This window comes from Microbacterium sp. LMI12-1-1.1 (assembly GCF_040676455.1).
GTDB lineage: Bacteria > Actinomycetota > Actinomycetes > Actinomycetales > Microbacteriaceae > Microbacterium.
Map to the genome: position 1 here is coordinate 534,369 of NZ_JBEGIA010000012.1, position 23,650 is coordinate 558,018.

Annotated in this window: 24 protein-coding genes; 21 read left to right on the forward strand and 3 right to left on the reverse strand. The window is 70.9% G+C overall.

The annotated features are described in order from the left end of the window. The first annotated feature begins 64 nt into the window (after window positions 1–64). Window positions 65–1,471, forward strand: a complete 1,407-nt coding sequence (locus tag MRBLMI12_RS10990; protein ID WP_363356515.1) for a M23 family metallopeptidase — start codon at window positions 65–67, stop codon at window positions 1,469–1,471. 67 nt (window positions 1,472–1,538) lie between these two features. On the opposite strand, the gene MRBLMI12_RS10995 is transcribed toward MRBLMI12_RS10990, so the two are convergent. Continuing rightward, window positions 1,539–2,072: an inorganic diphosphatase gene (locus MRBLMI12_RS10995; protein ID WP_308866032.1), complete on the reverse strand. Its 534-nt coding sequence runs from the start codon at window positions 2,070–2,072 to the stop codon at window positions 1,539–1,541. Window positions 2,073–2,332: 260 nt separating this feature from the next. On the opposite strand from MRBLMI12_RS10995, the gene tilS reads away from it, so the two are divergent. The 16 genes from tilS (at window position 2,333) to MRBLMI12_RS11075 (ending at window position 16,373) form a co-directional block, all read left to right on the forward strand. Further along, a complete protein-coding gene (tilS, locus tag MRBLMI12_RS11000) occupies window positions 2,333–3,328 on the forward strand; it encodes a tRNA lysidine(34) synthetase TilS (protein WP_363356516.1) in 996 nt (331 codons plus the stop codon). Between the two features lie 107 nt (window positions 3,329–3,435). Next, window positions 3,436–3,705: a hypothetical protein gene (locus tag MRBLMI12_RS11005; RefSeq protein WP_363356517.1), complete on the forward strand. Its 270-nt coding sequence runs from the start codon at window positions 3,436–3,438 to the stop codon at window positions 3,703–3,705. Further along, the gene (locus tag MRBLMI12_RS11010; protein WP_363356518.1) at window positions 3,702–5,600 is read left to right on the forward strand and encodes an alpha/beta hydrolase; all 1,899 of its coding nucleotides are present in this window, start codon (window positions 3,702–3,704) and stop codon (window positions 5,598–5,600) included. The genes MRBLMI12_RS11005 and MRBLMI12_RS11010 overlap by 4 nt, the downstream gene beginning before the upstream one ends. A gap of 66 nt (window positions 5,601–5,666) precedes the next feature. Then, window positions 5,667–6,119, forward strand: coding sequence for a hypothetical protein (locus tag MRBLMI12_RS11015; protein ID WP_349426008.1), 453 nt, complete (start codon window positions 5,667–5,669; stop codon window positions 6,117–6,119). A gap of 10 nt (window positions 6,120–6,129) precedes the next feature. Next, the gene (gene hpt, locus MRBLMI12_RS11020) at window positions 6,130–6,681 is read left to right on the forward strand and encodes a hypoxanthine phosphoribosyltransferase (protein ID WP_349426009.1); all 552 of its coding nucleotides are present in this window, start codon (window positions 6,130–6,132) and stop codon (window positions 6,679–6,681) included. A gap of 146 nt (window positions 6,682–6,827) precedes the next feature. Then, window positions 6,828–8,834, forward strand: a complete 2,007-nt coding sequence (gene ftsH / locus MRBLMI12_RS11025; RefSeq protein ID WP_363356520.1) for an ATP-dependent zinc metalloprotease FtsH — start codon at window positions 6,828–6,830, stop codon at window positions 8,832–8,834. Between the two features lie 9 nt (window positions 8,835–8,843). Beyond that, window positions 8,844–9,449, forward strand: a complete 606-nt coding sequence (folE, locus tag MRBLMI12_RS11030) for a GTP cyclohydrolase I (RefSeq protein ID WP_349426011.1) — start codon at window positions 8,844–8,846, stop codon at window positions 9,447–9,449. After that, a complete protein-coding gene (gene folP / locus MRBLMI12_RS11035) occupies window positions 9,446–10,279 on the forward strand; it encodes a dihydropteroate synthase (RefSeq protein WP_363356522.1) in 834 nt (277 codons plus the stop codon). The genes folE and folP overlap by 4 nt, the downstream gene beginning before the upstream one ends. Then, window positions 10,252–10,647: a dihydroneopterin aldolase gene (folB, locus tag MRBLMI12_RS11040; protein WP_363356523.1), complete on the forward strand. Its 396-nt coding sequence runs from the start codon at window positions 10,252–10,254 to the stop codon at window positions 10,645–10,647. The genes folP and folB overlap by 28 nt, the downstream gene beginning before the upstream one ends. Continuing rightward, window positions 10,644–11,204: a 2-amino-4-hydroxy-6-hydroxymethyldihydropteridine diphosphokinase gene (folK, locus tag MRBLMI12_RS11045; RefSeq protein WP_363356524.1), complete on the forward strand. Its 561-nt coding sequence runs from the start codon at window positions 10,644–10,646 to the stop codon at window positions 11,202–11,204. Before folB ends, folK begins: the two co-directional genes overlap by 4 nt. Further along, window positions 11,201–11,698: a DUF3180 domain-containing protein gene (locus tag MRBLMI12_RS11050; protein ID WP_349426017.1), complete on the forward strand. Its 498-nt coding sequence runs from the start codon at window positions 11,201–11,203 to the stop codon at window positions 11,696–11,698. The genes folK and MRBLMI12_RS11050 overlap by 4 nt, the downstream gene beginning before the upstream one ends. Continuing rightward, entirely contained in the window at window positions 11,640–12,221 is a 582-nt protein-coding gene (locus MRBLMI12_RS11055) for a PH domain-containing protein (protein WP_349426018.1), read from the forward strand. Before MRBLMI12_RS11050 ends, MRBLMI12_RS11055 begins: the two co-directional genes overlap by 59 nt. Then, window positions 12,218–13,996: a PH domain-containing protein gene (locus MRBLMI12_RS11060; protein ID WP_363356525.1), complete on the forward strand. Its 1,779-nt coding sequence runs from the start codon at window positions 12,218–12,220 to the stop codon at window positions 13,994–13,996. Before MRBLMI12_RS11055 ends, MRBLMI12_RS11060 begins: the two co-directional genes overlap by 4 nt. Continuing rightward, window positions 13,993–14,709, forward strand: a complete 717-nt coding sequence (locus MRBLMI12_RS11065) for a Rossmann-like and DUF2520 domain-containing protein (protein ID WP_363356526.1) — start codon at window positions 13,993–13,995, stop codon at window positions 14,707–14,709. Before MRBLMI12_RS11060 ends, MRBLMI12_RS11065 begins: the two co-directional genes overlap by 4 nt. Beyond that, complete coding sequence (gene panC / locus MRBLMI12_RS11070) at window positions 14,706–15,551, forward strand: pantoate--beta-alanine ligase (RefSeq protein WP_363356527.1); 846 nt, start codon at window positions 14,706–14,708, stop codon at window positions 15,549–15,551. Before MRBLMI12_RS11065 ends, panC begins: the two co-directional genes overlap by 4 nt. A 27-nt stretch (window positions 15,552–15,578) precedes the next feature. Beyond that, window positions 15,579–16,373 (forward strand): MBL fold metallo-hydrolase, encoded by a 795-nt coding sequence (locus MRBLMI12_RS11075; RefSeq protein WP_363356528.1) that lies wholly within the window; start codon window positions 15,579–15,581, stop codon window positions 16,371–16,373. Window positions 16,374–16,433: 60 nt separating this feature from the next. On the opposite strand, the gene MRBLMI12_RS11080 is transcribed toward MRBLMI12_RS11075, so the two are convergent. Further along, on the reverse strand, window positions 16,434–17,666 hold the full coding sequence (locus tag MRBLMI12_RS11080; protein ID WP_363356529.1) for an MFS transporter: 1,233 nt from the start codon (window positions 17,664–17,666) through the stop codon (window positions 16,434–16,436). A 216-nt stretch (window positions 17,667–17,882) separates the two neighbouring features. Here MRBLMI12_RS11080 and lysS point away from each other — a divergent pair, with 216 nt between their 5' ends. Beyond that, the gene (gene lysS / locus MRBLMI12_RS11085) at window positions 17,883–19,406 is read left to right on the forward strand and encodes a lysine--tRNA ligase (protein WP_363356530.1); all 1,524 of its coding nucleotides are present in this window, start codon (window positions 17,883–17,885) and stop codon (window positions 19,404–19,406) included. 26 nt (window positions 19,407–19,432) lie between these two features. On the opposite strand, the gene MRBLMI12_RS11090 is transcribed toward lysS, so the two are convergent. Then, entirely contained in the window at window positions 19,433–20,719 is a 1,287-nt protein-coding gene (locus MRBLMI12_RS11090) for a DUF4192 family protein (protein ID WP_363356531.1), read from the reverse strand. Window positions 20,720–20,910: 191 nt separating this feature from the next. Between MRBLMI12_RS11090 and MRBLMI12_RS11095 the strand changes: the two genes are divergently transcribed. The 3 genes from MRBLMI12_RS11095 to MRBLMI12_RS11105 all read left to right on the forward strand — a co-directional run bounded on the left by MRBLMI12_RS11095 (window position 20,911) and on the right by MRBLMI12_RS11105 (window position 23,617). Continuing rightward, a complete protein-coding gene (locus MRBLMI12_RS11095) occupies window positions 20,911–21,105 on the forward strand; it encodes a hypothetical protein (RefSeq protein WP_349426026.1) in 195 nt (64 codons plus the stop codon). Window positions 21,106–21,287: 182 nt separating this feature from the next. Further along, on the forward strand, window positions 21,288–22,754 hold the full coding sequence (gene cls / locus MRBLMI12_RS11100) for a cardiolipin synthase (protein WP_349426027.1): 1,467 nt from the start codon (window positions 21,288–21,290) through the stop codon (window positions 22,752–22,754). Window positions 22,755–22,882: 128 nt separating this feature from the next. Next, window positions 22,883–23,617, forward strand: a complete 735-nt coding sequence (locus tag MRBLMI12_RS11105; protein ID WP_363356532.1) for a hypothetical protein — start codon at window positions 22,883–22,885, stop codon at window positions 23,615–23,617. The last annotated feature ends 33 nt before the right edge of the window (window positions 23,618–23,650 follow it).

Genomic DNA, 23,650 nt, shown 5'->3' on the forward strand with positions numbered 1-23,650 from the left:
GGGGTTGCGCATGTTACTGATGTTGCTAGTGTGAAACGAGTTGACGCCGCGAGGGGAGGACCCGGTGCAGCCCGAAAACGTCACCGTGAAGACCCTTGCCGACGACGGCGCGGAGTGCGGGTGCGCCCCTTCCGCGAGTGAGCAGCGGCGGCTCTGGCCCGCGATGAACCGGCGCACGGCGCTGGGACTGGGCATCCTGGGCGTCGCCGCGCTGAGCGCGACCGCCGGCACGATCGGCCCGCTCGTCAGCCCCGCGTACGCCGCGGACTACCCGTCGTGGGACGACGTCGTCGCCGCGAAGAACAACGAGGCGGCCAAGGCCGCCGAGGTCACCAAGATCCAGCAGCTGATCGCCGGACTCGAGGCCGATGTCGCGGCCAAGCAGCAGATCGCGCAGCAGCTGGCCGACGAGTTCTACGTCGCGCAGCAGGCGTACTTCGACGCGGCGCTGCGTGCCGACCAGCTGCAGCAGCAGGCCGACACGCAGGGGGCGGCTGCGGTGGATGCCGCGAACAAGGCCGGCCGCGTCGCCGCCCAGCTGTATCGCAACGGTGGCGACGACACGTCGCTCGAGCTCTTCTTCGCGGGCTCGGCCTCGTCGGCCGACGACCTGCTCGCTCGCCTGGGCACGATGGACAAGCTCGTGCAGCGCAACCAGGACGTCTACGCGCAGGCGGTGACCGCCCGCGACTCGGCACAGAGCCTGAGCGATCAGGCCGCGGTGCAGCGTGCCGAGCGCGACCGGCTGCAGAAGGTCGCCGAAGAGAAGATGGTGGCCGCGCAGAAGGCCGCCGACGAGGCGCAGGCCGCTCTCGACGCGCAGAACGCCAAGCGCGGCGAGCTCGAGGCGCAGCTCGCCGCCCTTCAGGACACGGTCGCCAAGACGGTCGCCGACTATCAAGAGGGCGAGCGCATCCGCAAAGAGGCCGAAGCCGCCGCCGCGGCTGCGGCCGCCGCAGCGGCCAAGGCCGAGGCCGATCGCCTCGCCCAGCAGAACGGCGGCGGTGGTGGCGGCGGTGGTGGCGGCGGCGGTGGCGGTGGAGCCGTCGTCGGATCCGGCTGGGCGCGTCCGTCGTCGGGCTGGCGCAGCTCGGGCTACGGCCCCCGCACCGTGCAGTGCGGCAACAGCTACTGCTCCAGCGGCTTCCACTACGGCGTCGACCTCGCCGCCGGCTGCGGAGCGGGCATCTACGCCGCCTCCGCCGGACGCGTCGTGTACGCCGGCTGGAACGGCGGCTACGGCAACTACATCAAGATCGACCACGGCGGCGGCATCGGCAGCGGCTACGGCCACATCCGCAGCGGCGGAATCTTCGTGGGCGTGGGGCAGTGGGTCAATGCGGGCCAGCTCATCGCGAGCGAGGGCAACACCGGCAATTCGTTCGGCTGCCACGTCCACTTCGAGACGTACGTCAACAACTCCCCGGTCAACCCGATCTACTTCATGGCCGACCGCGGAGTCTCGGTCTGACCCACACACTCTGAAACGACGAAGAGCGGATGCCGACGGCATCCGCTCTTCGCTGTGACAGCAGTGGTCAGAGGGTGTTCGGCGCGACGCCCTCACCCTGGGTCGCGGTCTGGCCCTCGTGCTCCTTGAAGCGGTCGAACGCCTCGCCGACGAGACGCTCGGCCTCGGCCGCGCTCGCCCACTCGTCGACCTTGACCCACTTGTTGGGCTCGAGGTCCTTGTAGTGCTCGAAGAAGTGCTCGATCTCCTTGCGGGTGAACTCCGGGATGTCGTTCACGTCCTGGATGTGCGCCCAGCGCGGGTCCTTGCCGAGCACGGCGACGACCTTGTCGTCGCCGCCTGCCTCGTCGCTCATCTTCAGCACGCCCACGGGGCGGACGCTCGCGAGCACGCCGGGGGCGAGGTCGAAGTCGAGCAGCACGAGCACGTCGAGCGGGTCGCCGTCCTCGCCCAGGGTGTTCTCGAAGAACCCGTAGTTGGTGGGGTACCCGAACGCGGTGTAGAGGATGCGGTCGAGGAAGACCCGGCCGGTGCCGTGGTCGACCTCGTACTTCACGCGGCTGCCGCGCGGGATCTCGATGACGGCGTCGTACGCGCCCATAGTGGTACTCCTTCGGAAAGACGTGGGATGCCGCGACAAGCCTAGTCCGGAGGTTCTGGGCGTTTCGTCTCGCAAGCTCGCTCAACGACCGGGGTACGGGTGATCCCGGTCGTTGAGCGAGCGAGGAACGAGCGAGACAAAGCGGGGTCCAGGTGTCCGGTCGTTGAGCGAGCGAGGAACGAGCGAGACGAAACGCGCTGCACCGGGCGGAGTCGTGAGGCTCTAGGCGATTCGCCTCGGTCGCCGGGTACGGTGGGCGGGTGGAGGAGCGCAGACCCGGACTCGACCCCGCCGTCGCCGAGGTTCGCCTCGCGGTGCGGCGGGCACTCACCGGCCTCGAGCCGGGTGCCACGTTGGTCGTGGCGCTGTCGGGCGGCGCCGATTCGCTCGCCCTCGCCGCGGCGACCGCGTTCGAGGCGCCGAAGCTCGGTCTGCGTGCCGCAGCGGTCACGGTGGACCACGGACTGCAGGACGGGTCGACGGATGCCGCGGCCGCCGCCGTGGCGAGAGCGCAGGCGCTCGGACTCGGCGCCCACGTCGTCCGCGTCGAGGTCACCGGAGCCGGCGGGCCGGAGGCCGCCGCTCGTGAGGCGCGCTATGCCGCACTGCTCGACGCGGCCCGCGCCGCCGGCGCGGCGGCGATCCTGCTCGGCCACACGCTCGACGACCAGGCCGAGACGGTGCTGCTGGGACTCGCGCGCGGCGCCGGCGCCGCCAGCCTGCAGGGCATGGCGGCAGGCGCCGATCTCGACGGCGTTCTCCTGCTGCGCCCGCTGCTCGACGTGCGACGGACGACGACGCGCGCGGCGTGCGCGGCCGAGGGGCTCGACCCCTGGGACGACCCGCAGAACGGCGATCCCCGCTTCGCGCGGGTGCGCGTGCGCGAGACGGTGCTGCCGGTGCTCGAGGCCGAGCTCGGGCCGGGAATCGCCGAGGCGCTCGCCCGCACGGCCGCGCAGCTGCGCGAAGACGCCGACGCCTTCGACGAGATGATCGACGAGACGATCGAAGACATCGTCGAGCACGCCGAAGCCGGCATCTCGGTGTCGGTAGCGGCTCTCGCGGCCAACCCTGCCGCGCTGCGGAACCGCATCATCCGGCACGTGGTGGCCAGCGAGTTCCACCAGAGCCTCACGCGGTCGCAGACGATCGAGGTGGCGCGCCTCGCCACCGACTGGTCGGGCCAGGGGCCCATCGATCTGCCCGGATGCCGCGCTCGCCGCGTCGGCGGCCGCATCGAGTTCACCGCGCACTGACCTGCGGACAGCCGCAGGCTCAGACACGGCGACGCACGCAGGCCCCGCCTGAGCATGGGGAATTGTCCCCTCCGGGCCCCTGCCCGCGCCCGGATAGGGTGGCGATCATGGCAGACGTCGAGTTCGCAGACTCGGACTTCGCCGAGGCGGTACTGAGCCTGCAGAAGGCGGGCGACGCCTCGGTCGACGGGTTCTGTCCCGCGTTCGGCGTCCTCGGGTCGCCGGTCGTCGAGTCGGCCCTCGGCGATGTCGACGCCGTCATCCGTCACGCCATGAGCGCTCTCGCCGGTGTCGGCCACGACCTGTCGGTGGACGTCGACACGGTCCACACCGAACTCCGCGCACTCGATGCCCAGCTGGCCGGGGCCTCCGGATGACGCTGCCGGGCCTGGCGGCTGACCCTGGCGAGGGCAGCGTCGACGGGATCCGTGATCTCGCCGCGTTCTTCCGCGCCCGAGCCGGTGCCGAGCGCGACCGCAGCACCCACGCGCACAGCGCGCTGCGCGCGCTCACCGCTGTCACGGCCGTGAGCGTGGACGCGCTGAGGCCGCCCATCACCGTGGCCGCCGGCCGCTTCACCGACGTCGCGGACGCCGCCGACGAGGCGGCCGTGGTGCTCGATGAGTACGCCGACGCGCTGGCCGACCTGCAGCGCCGCGCCGCGTCGGCGCGGGACGAGGCCGAGTCCGATCACGCGGCGATCCAGACCCGGCGTTCCATCGCGCTCAACGCGGCGTCGGAGTTCGCCGTGGGCTGGGCGCTGGAATGGGACGACGTGCTCCCGTCGTGGCTCTATCTCGACGACCCTTCGCTCCTCGACCGCTGGCAGGGGGCGATCGACGACTACCGCGGCTCGCGCGACGCGTACAACGCGCTGCGCGACGAACGCGACCAGCTCGACCACGACACGGCTGCTCGGCTGGCCGGCATCCCGCTCATCGCGGAGATCACCCACGACGGTGTCGTAGGTGCCGGAGGCTTCGTCGCGGCGACGGCGCTGTGGGCCGGCGACACGGACGCCGTCACAGCCGAGCAGATCGCCGCGCTCGGCGACCCCGAGCTCATCAGGCAGGTCTGGGACAGCCTCGACCGGGCGGAGAAGGACGCGCTGATCGCCGCATCGCCGCACGTCATCGGCAATCTCGACGGCATTCCCATCGGCGACCGCGTCGCCGCGAACCGCCTCAACATCGAGGACGAGATCGCGGCCCGCGAGGCGGAGATCGAACGGCTGGAACGACTGCGCGACGCTGCTGTGGACCGCTCCTACCAGGGCCAGGGCGCCGTCGAGCAGGTGTACGACGACCTCATCGCCGAGCAGCAGCGCCTGATCGACTACTACGAGGGTCTGCTGACGCAGGAGATCCAGGTCGTCGACGAGACCGGGGCGGTGCGCACCGAGACCGGCGCCCGGGTGGTGGTCTTCGACCCGGCGCACCAGGCCATCGCGACCTATCACGGGCCCCTCGACCCCGTGACCGGCGACATTCCGTCGTGGGTGCGCTCGGTGGCCGTCTCGGTTCCCGGCACCGGATCCAACATGACCGACTTCGGCGACGACCGCGCCGCCGACCTGCAGGCGGCCGCCGGCCCCAGCACCGCGGTGTTCCAGTGGGCGGGCGGGGCGTTCCCGCAGTCCATCCCCGAGGCGATGAGCACGTCGTACTCGCACGACCTCGCGCCGCGGCTGCGCGACTTCGCCGCCGGCATCGCCGTCCCCGGCAGCGCGACGCTGACCGTGCTCGGCCACAGCTACGGCGGAGCGGCCGTCGGGCTCGCCGAAGCGGCGGGGCTGCGCGCCGACCGGGTGCTCTACGTCGCCGCAGCGGGCATGGGCGACGGTGTCTCGGGAGTGGACGACTTCCCCCATACTTCAGACGTGCCCCACTACGCGATGATGAGCCGCAACGACATGGTCGTCGGGCTCATCCAGGGCAGCGAGGGCGACCTGCACGCCCTCCACGGGCAGTCGACTCTCACCGCCGGCGGGGTCACGCGCCTCGAGACGGGCGTGATCGACGCCGCGCGCGCCGACAGCGACGACATCGAGGACTACAACGTCCCCGGCAACGGCATGCCGTCGGCGATCGACAGCCACAGCTCGCTGTACACACCCGGATCGACGGCGTTCGAGAACATGGTCGCGGTGATCACCGGCGGACAGGCCGAGGTGTACGCCGAGAACGAGATCATCGTCGCGGGCGGGCAGCCGATCGTGATCGACGGCATCGACCGCGACGACTACGAACCCGTCTACACGGAGGTCGACTGAGCCGTGCGCCGACTCCTCGCCGCCGTCGCCGTCGCCCTCTTCGCGCTCGCCCTGGGAGGATGCAGCATGACGCCCGAAAGCCGGCTCGACGAGTACCAGACCGAGGCGGACCGCCTCCTCAGCGAGACGGTGGCGCTGATTCCGGCGGACCTCGATCCCGAGTCCGGCTTCGCCGAGTCCGAACCGAGATACGCCCCGGCCGAGGGATCGGCGTCGGCATCCGACCCCGCCTGGTGGCAGGCCCGCGAGAGCCTCAACCTCGCGGCGGAGACGGATGCCTCGGCCGACGCGGCCGCGGCGATCGCCGCCGGGCTCACCGCCGACGGCTGGCGTGAGTCGAAGGTCCGCGAGACCGAGGGCGGCGCCCGCATCACCGACGGGTACCGCAAGGACCTCGACGGAGGCGAGTGGTACATCGAGGTGACGTGGGTGCAGACGCGGCCGGAGATGGCCGAAGTCGTCGAGGTGCTCGTGGTGAGCCCGCAGACCGTCCGCGGCGCCGACGCCTCCGGCACGTAGACTCGTCCCCATGCGCGCGGCCGACGTCTCCAGCGACCTCACGGAAGTCCTCGTCACAGAGGAGGAGATCCGAGCCAAGCTCGACGAGATCGCGGCGCAGGTCGACGCGGACTATGCGGACGAGGATCTGCTGCTGGTCGGCGTCCTCAAGGGCGCGGTCATGGTGATGGCGGACTTCTCTCGTGCGCTCACCACGCACATCACGATGGACTGGATGGCGGTCTCGTCGTACGGCGCGGGCACCAAGTCCAGCGGCGTCGTGCAGATCCGCAAGGACCTCGACACCGACATCCTGGGCAAGCACGTGCTGATCGTCGAGGACATCATCGACTCGGGCCTCACGCTCAGCTGGCTGCTGGAGAACTTCGCGGCCCGCGGCGCGGCATCCGTCGAGGTCTTCGCACTGCTGCGCAAGCCCGAGGCCGCCAAGGTCGAGGTGCGCTGCAAGTACGTCGGCTTCGACATCCCGACGGAGTTCGTCGTCGGGTACGGCCTCGACTACGCCGAGAAGTACCGCAACCTCCGCGACGTCGCGGTCCTCGCACCTCACGTCTACTCGTAGTCAGCGCCGTCGACGCGGGGATTACGCCCGGGGCGAATGCACAGTCGACGCCTAGGAAGCGCGCGATACCCTGATTCAACCGTCGACGGGCGCTCTCCTGTCCTCGATGGCACGTCGACGAAAGGGGTCGGGCTCTCGCCCGCGCCATGGACTTCAAGAAGATCACCCGCAACCCGCTCTTCTACGTCCTGCTGATCGGGGTCTTCCTCATCGTGGGGTTCTCGCTCATCTCGAGCCTGAACGGTGCGAAGCAGATCTCCACGCAGGAGGGCCTCGAGCTGCTCTCCGGTGACACCGTCACCGAGGTCGTCAACACCGACGGCGATCAGCGTGTCGACATGAAGCTCTCGAAGGAGTACGAGGGCGCGACGGACGTGCAGTTCTACTACGTCACCGCTCGTGCCGCCGAGGTCGTCGACGCGGTCAACGCGGCCGACCCGGAGGACGGCTTCAACGACGCGGTGCCGCGCGCCACCTGGTTCGACGGATTCCTGTCGCTCCTGCTCCCGATCCTGCTGCTCGGCCTGCTGTTCTGGTTCCTGATGTCCAGCGCGCAGGGCGGCGGCAGCAAGGTCATGCAGTTCGGCAAGTCGCGGGCGAAGCTCGTGACGAAGGAGATGCCGCAGGTCACCTTCCAGGATGTCGCGGGCTCCGACGAGGCGATCGAAGAGCTCGAAGAGATCAAGGACTTCCTGAAGGACCCGTCGAAGTTCCAGGCGGTCGGCGCCCGGATCCCGAAGGGCGTGCTGCTGTACGGCCCTCCCGGAACCGGCAAGACGCTCCTGGCCCGCGCCGTCGCGGGCGAGGCGGGCGTGCCGTTCTACTCGATCTCGGGATCGGACTTCGTCGAGATGTTCGTCGGCGTCGGCGCCAGCCGCGTGCGCGACCTGTTCAACAACGCCAAGGACAACTCCCCGGCGATCATCTTCATCGACGAGATCGACGCCGTCGGCCGCCACCGCGGCGCCGGCATGGGCGGCGGTCACGACGAGCGCGAGCAGACGCTCAACCAGATGCTCGTCGAGATGGACGGCTTCGACCCCAAGGTCAACGTCATCGTGATCGCGGCGACCAACCGCCCGGACATCCTCGACCCCGCACTCCTGCGTCCGGGCCGCTTCGACCGCCAGATCGGCGTCGACGCGCCCGACTTCAAGGGCCGCACCAAGATCCTCGAGGTGCACGGCCGCGGCAAGCCGCTCGCCGACGGCGTCGACCTCGAGGTCGTCGCCCGCAAGACCCCCGGCTTCACCGGTGCCGACCTCGCCAACGTGCTGAACGAGGCCGCCCTGCTCACCGCGCGCTCGAACGCGCAGCTGATCGACAACCGCGCGCTCGATGAGGCCATCGACCGTGTGATCGCCGGCCCGCAGCGCCGCACCCGGGTGATGAAGGACAAGGAGAAGCTCATCACCGCGTACCACGAGGGCGGTCACGCGCTCGCGGCGGCGGCGATGAACCACACCGACCCCGTCACGAAGGTCACGATCCTCCCGCGCGGCAAGGCCCTCGGCTACACGATGGTGCTGCCGCTCGACGACAAGTACTCCGTCACCCGCAACGAGCTGCAGGACCAGCTCACCTACGCGATGGGCGGCCGCGTCGCGGAAGAGATCGTGTTCCACGATCCGACCACCGGTGCGTCGAACGACATCGAGAAGGCGACCGGCATCGCCCGCAAGATGGTGACCGAGTACGGCATGACCGGCGACATCGGACCGGTCAAGCTCGGGCAGTCGTCGGGCGAGGTGTTCATGGGCCGCGACATGGGTCACGGCCGCGAGTTCTCGGAGCGGATCGCCGAGCGCGTCGACACGCAGGTGCGCGACCTCATCGAGCAGGCCCACAACGAGGCCTACGAGGTGATCAACGCGAACCGCCACGTGCTCGACAAGCTCGCCCTGGAGCTCCTCGAGAAGGAGACGCTCGATCACCTGGAGCTCGCCGAGATCTTCAAGGACGTCAAGCGCCTCCCGCCGCGCCCGCAGTGGCTGTCGAGCGAGCAGCGCCCGCCGTCGACCCTGCCCCCGATCGACGTGCCGCAGCGCCGGGACGACGCGGGCCTCGCGGCCAGCGTCGAGGCCGAGCAGCCGGCCGCCGAGAAGGCGCCCAAGCGTCGTCCGTCCGGACAGGCGCGCCCCGCGACCGCGTAGGCTCGGCCCGTGGCCGTCGACCGTGAGCGCATCGCCGCGCTCGTGCGCGAGCTGCTGGAGGCGATCGGCGAAGACCCCGAGCGCCCCGGCCTGAGGCAGACGCCCGAGCGCGTGGCAGACGCGTACACCGAGTTCTTCGCGGGAGTCGGAGAGGATGCCGCAGCCCCGCTCGCGCGCACCATCTCGGTGTCGCGCGGGCCGGCACCCGACACGCTGCCGTCCGGTGCGGTCATGCTGCGCGACATCCTGTTCCGCTCGGTGTGCGAGCACCACCTGCTGCCGTTCCGCGGTCATGCGCACCTCGCGTATCTGCCCGGCGAGCAGGTCGTCGGGCTCGGGGCGCTGCCCAAGGTCGTCGAGATCCTGTCGTCGCGGCCGCAGGTGCAGGAGCGTCTCGGCGAGCAGATCGCCGATGTGATCGCGGCCTCCCTGGACGCGCGCGGTGTGCTGGTCGTCCTCGAGGCGACGCACGAGTGCGTGACGATGCGCGGCGGGCGCCAGCCGGATGCCTCGACCGTGACGATCGCCGCACGCGGCGAGCTGGCCGAGCCCGCGGCGCGTGCCGAGCTGGTCGCGCTGATCGGGGCATCGCGGCCTTCGGGGATCCGCGGATGACGCTCATCATGGGCATCGTCAACGTGACGCCCGACTCGTTCAGCGACGGCGGACGCTACCTCGATGCCGCCGACGCGGTCGCCCACGGGCTGCGGCTGCGCGCCGACGGCGCCGACCTGCTCGATGTCGGCGGCGAATCGACCCGCCCCGGCGCGGAGCGCGTCGACCCGCGCGTCGAGCGGGAGCGCGTGCTCCCCGTCGTGCGGGCGCTGGCCGACGCGGGAGTCGTGGTCAGCATCGACACCATGAACGCCTCCACCGCCGTCGCCGCCGTCGAGGCAGGGGCGCGCATCGTCAACGACGTGTCGGGCGGCCTGGCCGACCCGGAGATGCTTGCGGCGGTCGCTGCCACGGACGCCGACATCGCGCTCAGTCACTGGCGCGGACACTCGACCGACATGTACGCGCGGGCCCAGTACGGCGACGTCGTCGACGAGGTCGTCACCGAGCTCCGCGCGCGCATCGAGGCGGCGGCATCCGCCGGCATCGCCCCGTCGCGCGTGATCCTGGACCCCGGTATCGGCTTCGGCAAGAAGGGCGCCCAGAACTGGGCGATGCTGCGCGGGCTCGACCGGCTCGTCGGTGTCGGGCCGCGCGTGCTGCTCGGCACGAGCCGCAAGAAGTTCCTCGCGGAGGCGCTCGCGGACGACCCCGCCGATGCCGCCGAAGCCCGCCGGGATCTCGCGACGGCGGTGACGAGCGCGCTCGCCGCCCAGGCGGGAGCGTGGGCGGTGCGCGTGCACGATGTCGCCGGCACGCGCGATGCTCTCACCGTTGCGCGCGCCTGGCAGGAAGGAAGCCGATGGACTTCATCGACGAGATCACGCTGACCGGTGTCCGTGCATTCGGGTACCACGGCGTATTCGCCGAGGAGCGTCGTGAAGGCCAGGAGTTCGTGATCGACGCGACCCTCTACGTCAGCACGGCGCAGGCGGCGGAGTCCGACGACGTCGCCGACACGGTTCACTACGGCGAGGTCGCCGAACGCATCGTCGAGATGGTCGGCGGCGAGCCGCTGAACCTCATCGAGGGCGTCGCGGCCCGCATCGCAGACGACCTGCTCGCACGCGACGGCGTGAGGATGGTCGCGGTCACCGTCCACAAGCCCCAGGCGCCCATCACGGTGCCGTTCGCCGACGTGTCGGTCACGATCCGGCGGGCCCGGCGCGAAGAGCTCCTCGATGGGGAGGTCGCATGAACCGCCGCCTGGCTCAGGGCTTCGACGGCGACGTCGAGCGTCATCCGCGCGGACCCGTCGAGGCCGTCGTGGCCCTGGGGGCGAACCTGGGCGAGCGCGCCGAGACGATGACGGCCGCGATCAAGGACCTGGCCCGCGTGCCGCTCGTCGACGCCGTGCGGGTGTCGGAGCCGATCGAGTCGGTCGCGATGAAGCCGGACGGGCCGGATGCCGCCGCGCCGGCGTATCTGAACGCCGTGGCGATCCTCACCACGCGCCTGGCCCCGTCGGTGCTGCTGGGCTACCTCCACGCGATCGAGCAGCGGTACGGCCGCGTGCGCTCCGCGGCGCGCACGGCGAGCGAGCCCGGCTGGGAGGATCGCACGCTCGACCTCGACCTGATCGCGTACGGGGATGTCGTCAGCGACGACCCGCGACTGCTGCTGCCCCACCCGCGTGCCGCCGAGCGCGACTTCGTGCTCGGACCGTGGCTCGCCGTCGACCCCGATGCCGTGCTCCCCGGCATGGGGCGTGTCGACGACGCCCTCCGGCGGCTGCGTGAGGCGGGAGGACGATGAAGCGCACCGGTGCCGGCGTGCTGGCCATCTCCGCCATCCTCGGCGTCGCGGCCGGCTTCATCGTCGATCAGCTCCTGACGTCGGCGGGACGCCCCACCTTCACTCCGGCCGTCACTCTGCCGATCCTCCTCGTGCTGCTCGGAGCTCTCGTCATCGCGCTCGCGATCCCGATCCGCCGCGCCACGCGCGGCACCTCGACGTCGAAGGTGGACCCCTTCCGCGCCGTGCGCATCGCGATGCTGGCGAAGGCCTCCAGCATCGTGGGCGCCGCCGTCGGCGGGGTGGGAGCAGGGCTGTGGGTCTTCCTGGCGACCCGGCCCGTCGCGCCCTCGCTAGGCTCGTTGGGAGCGGTCATCGCGACGACCGTGAGCGGCGCCCTGCTGGTCGCCGCGGGTCTTGTCGCGGAGCACCTGTGCACCATCCGGAAGGACGACGATGACGAACAGCCCGGAGGCGACGACCCCGGACTCGAGCCCCGCCTCCACGACCACTGAGGCGGGGAGCACGTTCGGGCGGATCGCCGAGCCGCGCTCCGAGAACCGGCTCGTGCTCGAAAGCGGTGTCTGGCATCAGATCTCGCCGAAGTACGTGACGGTGCAGCTGATCTCCACCGGCTCGTTCCTGCTGCTCGTCATCGCGGCCACTCTGGTGCTCACGCTGCTCATGCACCAGCTGTGGGCGTGGATCCCCGGCGGCATCCTCACGGTGATCCTCGCGTGGACCCTCGTGATCCTGCCGCGCCAGGCCCGCTCGATCGGGTACCAGCTCCGCGACGACGACCTGGTGTTCCGCCGCGGCATCCTGTGGCAGCGCTTCGTGGCCGTCCCCTACGGCCGCATGCAGCTGATCGACATCACCCATGGCCCGCTGGACCGGGGCTTCGGCATCGCCCAGCTGAAGTTCGTCACCGCGGCCGCGGCGACCGGCGTGGTCATCCCCGGGCTCGAGCAGTCCACCGCCGAGACGCTCCGCGACCACCTCGTCGAGGTCGCCGAGAGTCGGCGCACGGGTCTATGACCTCGATCCCCGGCCCCGTCGAAGGCAGCGGTGCGTCGCCCGGCGTCCCGGGCGCGTCGCCCGGCGCCCCTGGCGCTTCGCCCGGCGTCCCGGGCGCGCCCCCGTCGCAGCTTGTGCGCTCTCCGCTCAGTGACGGCGAGTGGCATCGTCTCCACCCGCTCACGCCGCTGCTGCGCGGCGGGCTGTTCCTGATCGTCGTCATCGGCATCGTGTTCGCGAACCTTCGCGATCGCCTCGTGTTCATCTTCCTGCCGTGGCTCGCCCCCGACATCGAGGAAGAGGTCGGCGAGTGGGAAGGCGCAGGCGGCGACCCGATCGACTTCATCATCGCGAACAACCTCTATGTGCTGGCAGGACTCGCGGTGCTCGCGGCCCTCATCGTGCTCGTCGCGGTGTTCTACACCTCGTGGCGCTTCCACACGTTCCGGATCACCGACGACGACGTCGAGGTGCGCAGCGGCATCCTGTTCCGCACGCAGCGCCGCGCCCCGCTCGACCGCGTGCAGGGCGTCAACCTCACCCGTCCCATGATCGCGCGGCTGCTGGGCATGGCGAAGCTCGAGGTCGTCGGCGCGGGGGCCGACGCCAACGTCAAGCTCGAGTACCTGTCCACGGCCAACGCGGAAGCCGTCCGCGCCGACATCCTGCGCCTCGCTTCCGGGCGTCGCCTGTCGGCGGCCGCCGGTCCCGCGGGCGCCCCCGGCCCCCGGCGCGCGGGCAGGGTCGCGACGCTGAGCCAGACGGTAGGGCGTGAGATCACCGGCCTCATCGAGGGCCCCGAAGCGCCGGTGACCGAGCTCGAGTCGGTCGTCCACATCCCGGTGGGCCGGCTCGTGGCCTCCCACATCCTCAGCATGTCGACGCTCGGGCTCCTGTTCGCGATCATCGCGATCGTGATCGGGGTCAGCCAGGGCATCACGTGGCTGCTGTTCGGCTTCGTCCCCGCGATCATCGGTTTCGGTGCCTACTGGCTGCGCTCGATCGTCCGCTCGCTGCGGTACGCGATCGCCCCGACGCCCGACGGCGTCCGGATCACGTTCGGCCTCTTCACCACCATCACCGAGATCGTCCCCCCGGGCCGCGTGCATGCGGTCGAGGTGACGCAGCCGATCATGTGGCGCCCCGCCGGCTGGTGGACCGTCCGCATCAACCGGCTCACCGGCCGCAGCGCGGCCGACGGCAGCACGGACCAGTTCACCACGACGCTGCCGGTCGGCACGGCCGCCGACGTCGAGCGCGTGCTGCGGCTGCTGCAGCCGGGGCTGCCCGACGAGGAGCGGGCGCTCGTCGTGCAGGAGGGCATGTTCGGACCCGGCGAGACCGACACCTTCACGAACACGCCGAAGCGTGCGTGGTGGATCGTGCCGCTGTCCTACCGGCGCAACGGCTTCCGTCTCACGGACGACGTGCTCCTGATGCGTCGGGGCATCGTGTGGCGCAAACTCGTGATCCTGCCGCTCGCCCGCCTGCAGAGCATCGGTCTGTACCAGGGGCCGCTCGACCGTGCATCGGGCGTGACGAACGTGCGTGCGCACGTCGTCGCGGGGCCGGTGTCGCCGTTCCTGGCGGCGGTGGACCGCGACAGCGCGCTGGCGCTGTTCGACGGCGTTGCGCGTGGTTCGGTGCGCGCGGCGTTCACCGACCGCACCCACCGCTGGGCCCAGGACGACACGGGCGCACCGGAGCCGGCGGACCTCATGCCCGCGGACCCCGCGCCGGCGCCCGCGGGTGCCGGCGCGCCCCCGGCCGCGGATGCGGGGGAGGATCGCACATGACCCGTGACGGACGACTCGGAGTCGGCATCATCGGCGCCGGTCGCGTCGGACCGGTGCTCGGTGCCGCTCTCGGCGGCGCCGGACACGCGCTCGTGGGGATCACGCAGGGCTCCGACCAGGAGCGGGTCGAGGCGATCCTGCCGGGCGTCCCGGTACTCGACGCGACGGAGGTCGCCCGGCGCAGCGAGCTCGTGATCATCGCCGTGCCGCACGACCAGCTCGAAGGGCTCGTCACGGGTCTGGCCGAGGTCGGGGCGTGGCAGCCGGGACAGCTCGTGCTGCACACGGATCCGGCCTGGGGTGCCGGCATCCTGGCTCCTGCGGTGGCCAAGGGCGCGATCCCGCTCGCGGTCCATCCAGCGATCGAGTTCAGCGGCACGTCGATGGATCTGCGCGCCCTCGCCAGCGCCTACGCGGCCGTCACCGCACCCGGACCCGTTCTTCCGATCGCGCAGGCCCTCGCCGTGGAACTCGGCTGCGAGCCCGTCGTCGTGGACGAATCGGCACGGCCGGCGTACGGCGAGGCGATCGCGACGGCGCGGGTCTTCTCGCGGTCCATCGTGCACCAGGCTGCCGCTCTGCTGGCGGAGGCGGGCATCCCGTATCCGGGCTCGTTCCTGTCGGCGCTCGCGCACACCACGCTCGACCACGCGCTCGCCGAGGCCGGCTCTGGTCCGGTGACCGGCGAACCCCCCGCTACGATCCAAGGATGATCAGCACCATCGACGAGCTGCGTGCTCGGCTCGCCGAGGTCCGCGCCGCCGCACCAGAGGCCCGCGTCGCACTCATCTCGACCATCGGGGCGCTCCACGACGGCCACATCGACCTCGTGCACCGAGCGCGTGAGGTCGCCGACATCGTCGTCGTGTCGGTGTTCGTCAATCCGCTGCGCTTCGCCTCGCCGGCGGAGTTCGCCGCGTATCCACGCACCCCCGACGACGACGCCCGACTGCTGGAGTCGCTCGGGGTCGACGTGGTCTTCGCGCCAGACGCCAAGGAGCTGCTCCCCGACGGCTCGGCGACGACGAAGGTCACCGCCGGCGATCTCGGCCTGCGGTACGAGGGGCGGTCGCGCCCGTTCTACTTCGACGGCCTGCTCACCGTCGAGGCGAAGCTGTTCCATCTCGTGCAGCCCGACGTCGCCGTGTACGGCGAGCGGGATCGGCAGCGCGTGTTCCTCGTGCGCCGCATGATCCGCGACCTGTTCTTCGACGTCGAGGTGGCTACGGTCGAGACCGTGCGCGGTGACGACGGCCTTCCCGTGTCGACCCGGGTGGGGATGCTCGAGGACCGTGACCTCGCTGCCGCGGCACTCCTTCCGGCGGCGCTCGACGCCGCCGCCGCGAACGCCGACCGTGGCATCGACGCGTGCATAGCCGCGGCCCAGTCGGCGCTCATGGGTGAGCCGCGCATCCGCCTGGAGTACTTGAGCGTCGTCGATCCGGCGACGTTCCTCCCGGTCGACGAAGGCACCAGCGGACCCGCGCTCGCGCTCATCGCCGCGACAGTGGCGGGCCACCGGCTGATCGACAACGCCGAGATCTACCTCGGCTGAGCGCGGACACCGGACCGAGGAGACGACATGCGCATCACACGGATCGGCGGTCCGACGGCTCTCGTCGAATGGGAAGGGTGGCGGATCCTCACCGACCCCACCTTCGACCCGCCGGGGCGCACCTACTCGTTCGCGCTCGGGACGACGTCGCGCAAGACCACGGGCCCCGCGATCGCCCTCGCCGACATCGGCGACGTCGACCTCGTGCTGGTGAGTCACGATCATCACGCCGACAACCTCGACGACGCCGGCCGTGCGGGCCTGGGAGTCGGGCGCACGGTGCTCACGACGGTCGCCGGCGCCAAGCGGCTGTCGGCCACGGGTGCGCACCCCGACGCACGCGGCCTGCGCGCCGGTGACACGGTCACCCTCACCGCCGAGGGCAAGCCCGACCTCGTCGTCACGGCGACCCCGTGCCGGCACGGCGCCCCGTTCACGCGTCCGATCGTCGGTCCGGTCGTCGGCTTCGCGCTGGCGGGCGTGGGCGCCGCGCACCCGGCGCTGTGGATGACGGGCGACACCGTGATGTACCCCGCGCTGCGCCGCGTCGCAGCCGGAATGCACCCCGATGTCGCCCTGGTGCACATCGGTGCGGTGAGGTTCCCGCTCACCGGACCGCTCGCCTACACGATGGATGCCGACGACGCGATCGAGCTCATCGGACTCGCCGAACCGGGTGCGGCCGTGCCCGTGCACGTCGAGGGCTGGAGCCACTTCTCGCAGCAGGAGGACGAGGCGACCCGAGTGCTGGCGGCAGCGCCGGGAGCGGTGCGCGAGCGCGTCCGGTGGGTGCCGCTCGGCGAGCCGATCGACTTCCCCTGAGCGTCCGATCGGGCCCATCGGGCGTGCGGGAAGCCCGGAGGCGCTCTCTGGGCTGAGTTCTCACCGCGCGCTCTCCCCCGACTGCGCGCGCGCCTCGGGCAGCTGACGACGCATGGCGATGCCGGCGCCGAGCGTCGCGACGAGGACCACCGCGGCGAAGACGAGCAGCACGGTCGTCTCGTCCGCGAACGTCAGACTCCACCCAACGAGCAGTACGGGTACGACGAGTCCTCCGTAGGCGATGAGGAAGAGGAGTGCGAGCGTCTCACCGCGCCGGCCGGGCGCGGCCAGCGCTCCTGCGCCGACGATGGCCGCGCGGAACATGATCCCGGCGCCGGCGCCGGCGACGATGCCGCCGACGATGAAGAGGGCGAGGACAGGCGTGACCGCGCCTGCCGAGATCGAGACGAGCCCGACGATGAAGCACACGATCGCGATGACGAGCTGTGTCCGTTGTGCGACGCGCACGAGCACGAGCTGGGCGGTTGCCGCAGCGCCGAAGATCGCGAAGACCGTCGCGCCGTCGACGAGGTGGTCCGACACGTGGAAGGTCTCGTGCAGGAAGGTCGGCGTGAGCGAGGTGAACAGAGCGAAGAGAGCGAACGATGCGGCCGCGCCGATGCCTGCCGCTGCGAATGCCGAGCGGGATCCGGACGGGAAGGCGAGCCGCTGCGGGCGGTACGCCGGGCGAGCCGCGGAGGTGTCGATCGTCTCCGGCACGGCGCGGAGCACCGCCGCCGTGGCGAGGAAGAGCACGAGGAACACGATGTGCGGGAGCTCGAGGGGGTCGGGGAGGAACTCGGCGAAGAGCCCGCCGATGAGCGGGCCGAGGGCGAGTCCGCCGAGATTGGCCGCTCCTGCGACGGAGGCGGCGATGATCGCGGCTTCTGCGGGTCGTGCTCGCGCGCGCAGTTCGGCGAGGTGGGCTGTCGCCGCGGCGGTGAGCGTTCCGACACTCACGCCGTCGATGAAGCGGGCGGTGATGAGACCGGGCACGGAGCTCCACAGGATGAACACGACGGATGCACCGGCCGAGATCAGAACTGCGACGATGGCCATTCGCCGCCTTCCCGCCCAGTCGCTGATGTGGCCGATCAAGAAGAGACTGAACACGACGCCGACGGCGAACGCCGAGAAGATGAGCGTCACCACCGGGACGGGGAAGTCGTCCGCCGCCTGGTAGAGCGGGTACAGCGGCGTCGGGACCGTCGCATACGCGGTCACCGTCGTGAAGGCGGCCGCCACGGCCCAGAACCCGCTGCGATCCGACATCGTGGAGTGAGCTCGCGACATGGTCTCGATCCGTTCGGCCGAGGGAGCACCCTGAGAAGCGCCCCCGACCCTACTCGTCGGGGGCCACCCGGCCAAGAGTCGTGCCCAGTCCGGTCGGGGGAGCGTCCTGCGGTGCGGGATCGCCCGGCGACGGACGCTCAGAAAGGTGCGAAGCGCTCGCGGATAGACTTGGGGGTCCGCGTTCCGCGGCGAACACCCCATTGAGGAGCCCATCCCGTGACCGACACGACCTCGCCTGCCGAGACCGCCGAGCCGACCGAAGAAGAAGTCTTCGAGCAGAAGGCCGTGCGGCTGGCCAAGCGCGAGCGTCTGATCGCGGAGCGGACGGATGCCGCGGGCGGGGCGTACCCGGTCGGCGTGCCGATCACCGACACGATCCCGGCGCTGCGTGAGCGTTACGGCGACCTCGAGGCCGGTGCCGAGACCGGCGTGACCGCCTCGATCGCGGGTCGCGTCGTCTTCAGCCGCAACACCGGAAAGCTCTGCTTCGCGAGCCTGCAGGCCGGCGACGGCAGCCGCATCCAGGCGATGGTGTCGCTCGCGGCCGTCGGCGAGGAGTCGCTGCAGGCCTGGAAGGAGCTCGTCGACCTCGGAGACCACGTCTTCGTGTCGGGTGAGGTCATCTCGAGCCGTCGCGGCGAGCTGTCGATCATGGTGACGGACTGGCGCATCGCCTCGAAGGCCGTGCTGCCGCTCCCGAACGTATACGGCGAGCTGAGCGAGGAGAGCCGCGTCCGCAGCCGCTTCCTCGACCTCATCGTGCGCGACCGCGCGCGCGAGACGGTCGTCGCCCGTGCGAAGGTGAACGCGAGCCTGCGGTCGACGTTCGCGTCGCACGACTTCATCGAGGTCGAGACGCCGATGCTGCAGGTGCAGCACGGCGGCGCGTCCGCTCGTCCCTTCATCACGCACGCGAACGCCTTCGACGCCGACCTCTATCTGCGCATCGCGCCCGAGCTCTTCCTCAAGCGCGCGGTGGTCGGCGGCATCGACCGCGTGTTCGAGATCAACCGCAACTTCCGCAACGAGGGCGCCGACTCCACCCACAGCCCCGAGTTCGCCATGCTCGAGGCCTACCAGTCGTACAGCGACTACAACGGCATCGCCGACCTCACGCAGGAGCTCATCCAGAACGCCGCGATCGCGGTCGCCGGGTCGACCACCGTCACCTGGGCCGACGGCACGGAGTACGAGCTCGGCGGCCAGTGGGACCGCCTCTCGATGTACGGATCGCTGTCGGAGGCGGCCGGTCGCACCATCACGCCCGAGACGCCGTTCGACGAGCTCGTGGCGCTCGCCGAGGCCGAGGGTGTCGACCTGCCGCCGCACGCGATCCACGGCAAGCTCGTCGAGGAGCTGTGGGAGCACTTCGTCAAGCCCGGCCTGACCCGCCCCACGTTCGTGATGGACTTCCCGCTCGACACCAGCCCGCTCGTGCGCGAGCACCGCTCGATCGCCGGCGTCGTGGAGAAGTGGGACCTCTACGTGCGGGGCTTCGAGCTCGCGACGGGATACTCCGAGCTCGTCGATCCGGTGATCCAGCGTGAGCGTTTCGTCGAGCAGGCCAAGCTCGCGGCGCGCGGCGACCTGGAGGCCATGCGCATCGACGAGGAGTTCCTGCGGGCGCTCGAGCACGGCATGCCGCCGACCGGAGGCATGGGCATGGGCATCGACCGTCTGCTCATGGCGGTCACCGGTCTCGGCATCCGCGAGACGATCCTCTTCCCGCTCGTCAAGTAGCGCGCCCGCGCGCACCTCGCGGGGCGTCACCGCGCGCCCGCGCGCCGGAACGCCCAGTCGGGCAGGTGGCCGGCGTGCACGAACGACAGCACGATCTGCGACAGTCCGTGCTCGGCCTCGATCTCGCACGCCCGCTCGGCGTACGCGGCGGCGTGCGTCGAGCGTCCGAGCGCCCAGGACAGCCACGCGCACATGGCGAGCGCGCCCGGCCGCGCCTCACGGGGCGCGACGGCAGCGGCCCGGCGCGACAGCGCGAGCGCCGTCTCGAGCCGGGACAGCTCCGGCGGATCGCCCTCGCCCCACATGCGCATCGCGAGATGCGCCGGGTACTCCTCGCCGGATTCCCAGCGCAGCTGTGCGTCGAACGCCTCATCGCCCTGCGCGAGGTTGCCGCTCCACTGCACCAGCGCGACATCTCGCAGCGACGGCCGGGCGAGGCACCACACGAGGGCGGCGGTGTCGTACATGGCCGCACCGTCGAGCGGGCGTGAGAGGGCGTCCTCGAAGAACCCCGGCAGATCGTCGAGCCGGCAGACGGCCGCGAGCGCCTGCGGGTCGACCCGCGAGGGGGCACCGCCGACGGATGCCGATTTCTCGACGATGCCGGTCACCGGTGCGGGAACGGGCCCGAGGTCGCCGGTGCCGACCGCGGCTCGCGTCGGTGCGGGCCCGGAGCCCCGCACCGTCCGCCGTGCGGCGCGTTCGGGCGGCTCCCCGCCCGCATTCGGACCGCTGCCCGCATCCGGACCGCACAGCACAGCCACCGCGTCGCCGAACGCGACCATCGCCTTCGCCACGCTCGCGCGCTCCTCGGCCGAGCACTCGGGCAGTTCGGCCCCTGTCCCCTGATCGCCGGCGGGTGCGGGCACGCCGCTCGGTCCGTTCCAGGCCAGGTCGCCGAGGGGCCTGCCCTCCGGCGGGCAGTCGTGGTCGAGATACGAGCCCCACGCGTCGGCGGCGACGCACAGCAGGTCGGTGACCCGCAGACCGCAGGCGTCGGCTCGGCGCTCGAGCGCGGCGAAGAGCTCGCGGTGCGGCATCCGTCCGCTCCCGTGGAACCGCACGTCGGTGTACGCGATCGCGGCGACGGCATCTGCCTCTGGCAGTCGGCACGCCATGCCGGTCACCGTCGCGGCCACGCTGTCGACCGACTCGGCGTCGCCATCGGGCAGGTCGAACCGCATGGCGCCGAGGCTCCGCGCACCGTGGAACGGGATGACCACGAGGCTCCGGGTCGGGTGGTAGCCCAGCATGCGCGGGACGAAGGACAGGAACTGCGCGGCATCCGCGGCTTTCACGACGGTGGGGGTCATGAGTGACGAGCCTGACGAATGAGGGTCGTGCGCGGGAGGCGGATGCGGCCGAGCTGTCGAAGCCCGCGAGTACGTCTCACTCGGGGCCTTCTGTGGAGGAAGGGAGCCGCGTGTGTGGAGAACGTGCGGTCGTCCGCCTGCGTGCAACTCCTGGGGAGGAAGGGGATACCCGCACCGCGTATCCTGGAGGCATGGATTACTGGGTCGCGGCGCTCTGGACGCTCTTGCCGACCGTCCTCGTGTCGCTGATCTTCTTCTTCGTGCTCCGCAGCATCATCCGCGCCGACCGCACCGAACGGCGCGTGTACGCGAAGGTCGAGGCCGAGGAGCGCGCCAAGCGCGGACTCCCGCCGGTCGCCTCCGGCTCCACCTCCGCAGACGGCTGACGCGCACCCCGCCGCGCGCCGCATGCGGCGCGCGACGACGCTGCATGCCGCCGCACCTGGGCGCCCGACACTCCCGCGTGCGAGGCGGCGTCCGTCACCCCCGATAGTGTGAGCACACTGTCCGATCCGCCGGTCCGTTCGATCAATCCGGTCCGCCGACCCTCGCCGAGAGGCCCCGCTCGATGATCACCATCACGTTCGATGCGACGTGGTGGGTGGTGCTCGTCTTCATCGTCGACATCGTGATCCGTGTCACGGCGATCATCATCGTCCCGCGCAACCGGCGTCCGACGGCCGCGATGGCGTGGCTGCTCGCGATCTACTTCATCCCGATCGTGGGCGTGTTCCTCTTCCTGCTGATCGGCAACCCACGACTGCCGCGCAAGCGGCGGCGCAAGCAGGAGCGCATCAACGACTACATCCACGACACCAGCGCGTCGCTCGACTTCGGCACGCTGCGCCCGCACGCCCCGTCCTGGTTCACGTCGCTGGTCACGCTGAACCGCAACCTCGGCGCCATGCCCCTCGCCGGCGACAACGCGGCGCACCTGATCCCCGTCTACCAGGAGAGCCTGGATGCGATGGCCGACGCGATCCGTCAGGCGGAGCGCTTCGTCCACGTCGAGTTCTACATCCTCCAGGCGGATGCCGCGACCGACAACTTCTTCCGGGCCATGGAAGAGGTGGCCGAACGCGGTGTGACGGTGCGCGTGCTGCTCGACCACTGGGCGAACCGCGGCAAGCCGCACTACCGGCGGACGCTGAAGCGGCTCAGCGCGATGGGCGCGCAGTGGCATCTGATGCTGCCCGTGCAGCCGCTGCGCGGCAAGTACCAGCGTCCTGATCTGCGCAACCACCGCAAGCTGCTCGTGGTCGACGGGCGCGTCGCGTTCACCGGGTCGCAGAACGTGACCGACTCCACGTACAACCTGCGCAAGAACATCCGCCGCGGTCTGCACTGGGTCGACCTCATGGCGCGCATCGAGGGCCCGGTCGTGGCATCGGTCAACGCCGTCTTCCTGAGCGACTGGTACAGCGAGACCGACGAGGTCCTCACCGAGCAGATCGACCTCTTCGACGTGACGAGCGGGCCGGGAGACCTCGACTGCCAGATCGTGCCGTCGGGTCCGGGCTTCGAATTCCAGAACAACCTCAAGCTCTTCGCCGGCCTGCTCTACGCCGCGCAGCGGAAGATCATCGTGGTCAGCCCGTACTTCGTGCCCGACGAGGCATTGCTGCTCGCGATCACGACGGCGTGCCAGCGCGGCATCCATGTCGAGCTGTTCGTGTCGGAGGAGGGCGACCAGGCGATCGTCTACCACGCACAGCGCAGCTACTACGAGGCGCTGCTGCGGGCGGGCGTCAAGATCTGGATGTACGAGAAGCCCTACATTCTGCACACGAAGAGCCTCACCATCGACGACGAGGTGGCGATCATCGGGTCGAGCAACATGGACATGCGCTCCTTCGGTCTCAACATGGAGATCTCGCTGTTCGTGCGCGGCGAGGAATTCGTGCGCGAGATGCGGACTGTGGAGGACATGTATCGCTCGCTCAGCCGCGAGCTGACTCTCGAGGAGTGGGAGAAGCAGCCGCTCCGATCGACCGTGCTCGACAACCTGGCCCGGCTCACCTCGGCGCTGCAATGAGGCGTTCTCCCGGCGGATCGTGACCGGCGCGTGACCGTCGTTACTGAGATTTCCGCCCCGGTTGCGACACCATAAGGGTGACGGATGCCGCGGGTGATGGCCTCCGCGAATCTCGAGGAGGCTCTCGCATGCCCATCCGCTCCCGTTCCCTCGTCGCCGGAATCGGCCTCGCGCTGCTCGCCGCCGGACTCCTGACCGCCTGTGCGTCGCCCGCCGGCTCCGGCGGAACGCCGTCGTCGTCCGCGACCGCCAAGGACGATGACAGCACCGAGCAGGAGGTCGACGCGGCGTGGCTCGATGGCGGCCGCATGGTCGGCATCGTCACGCAGGGCAGCTCCACCTGCGTGCCCATCGCCGAGGAGGCGACCTACGCGAACGGTGTGATGACGGTCACGCTCGTCGACGCCGAGGGCGACACCGCCTGCACGCGTGACCTCGTCCCGCGCGTCTCCCTCGTCGGAACCCCCGAGGGCGTCGACCCCGCCGAGGGCGTCGAGATCGAGGTGACCGGCGATGGCTGGCACGGCGACACCGACCTCGAAGGCGTCCCCGGGCTCGCCGTCGGCGGTGAGACCGACTACCTGCCGAGCGCCGGCTGGACGGACGTCGACGGCCAGTTCGTGATCCTGTCGTGGGGCTCATCCTCGTGCGCTCCCGCGATCGAGAACACCGAGGCGACGAGCGCCACCGAGGTCACGGTGACCTTCGTGACCCCGCCCGCCGACCAGGTCTGCACCATGGATATGGCGCCGCGCGGCGTCGTCACGGCGGTCAACGGCCTCGAAGACGAGGACGCCGAGATCTTCGCGATCCTCACCGGCGCCGAGTTCGACAACGTCCGCATCCCCATCTACCCCAACTGACGTCAGTGATCCCGGATGCCGCGGGCCGCGGCA